Annotated in this window: 1 pseudogene; it reads left to right on the top strand. The window is 68.5% G+C overall.

Annotation, left to right across the window (positions count from 1 at the left end):
- Nucleotides 1-1076: pseudogene (locus tag P1P70_RS44975) on the top strand (alpha-amylase family glycosyl hydrolase); the annotation flags it as partial.

Below are 1076 nucleotides of genomic sequence, written 5' to 3'. Positions count from 1 at the left end.
CATCCCCTGCGGGAACTGGTCACCTCCTCCGAGCCGTTGCCCCTGCTGGTGGAACGCGAACGCGCCCTGTTCGGCTCCTGGTACGAGTTCTTCCCCCGCTCCGAGGGCACCCCCGAGCAGCCCCACGGAACCTTCCGCACCGCCGCCCGACGCCTCCCCGCCATCGCCGCCATGGGCTTCGACGTCGTCTACCTGCCCCCCATCCACCCCATCGGCACCACCTACCGCAAGGGCCGCAACAACACCCTCTCCCCCACCCCCGACGACGTCGGCGTCCCCTGGGCCATCGGCTCCCCCGAAGGCGGCCACGACACCGTCCACCCCGACCTCGGCACCCTCGACGACTTCGACCACTTCGTCACCGAGGCACGCGCCCACGGCCTGGAAGTCGCCCTGGACTTCGCCCTCCAGTGCTCCCCCGACCACCCCTGGGTCGACAAACACCCCGAGTGGTTCCACCACCGCCCCGACGGCACCATCGCCTACGCCGAGAACCCGCCCAAGAAGTACCAGGACATCTACCCCATCGCCTTCGACGCCGACCTGCCCGGCCTCATCACCGAGACCACCCGGATCCTGCGCCACTGGATGGACCACGGCGTACGCATCTTCCGCGTCGACAACCCCCACACCAAACCGGTCGTCTTCTGGGAACAGGTCATCGCGCACATCAACGCGACCGACCCCGACGTCATCTTCCTCGCCGAGGCCTTCACCCGCCCCGCGATGATGCACACCCTGGCCGCCACCGGCTTCCAGCAGTCCTACACCTACTTCACCTGGCGCACCACCAAAGCCGAACTCACCGACTACGCCACCGAACTCGCCGGTGAGGCCGCCGCCTACATGCGGCCCAACTTCTTCGTCAACACCCCCGACATCCTCCACGCCTTCCTCCAGCAAGGCGGCCGCCCCGCCTTCGAACTCCGCGCCGTCCTCGCCGCCACCCTCTCCCCCACCTGGGGCGTCTACTCCGGCTACGAACTCTGCGAGAACACCCCCCTCAAACCCGGCAGCGAGGAATACCTCGACTCCGAGAAGTACCAACTCCGCCCCCGCGACTGGGAGGCGGCCGA

The sequence above is a fragment of the Streptomyces sp. MB09-02B genome (genome assembly GCF_033794485.1).
GTDB lineage: Bacteria > Actinomycetota > Actinomycetes > Streptomycetales > Streptomycetaceae > Streptomyces.
The sequence above is the reverse complement of the archived record's forward strand: the minus strand, read 5'-3'. Positions and strand labels throughout refer to the sequence as shown.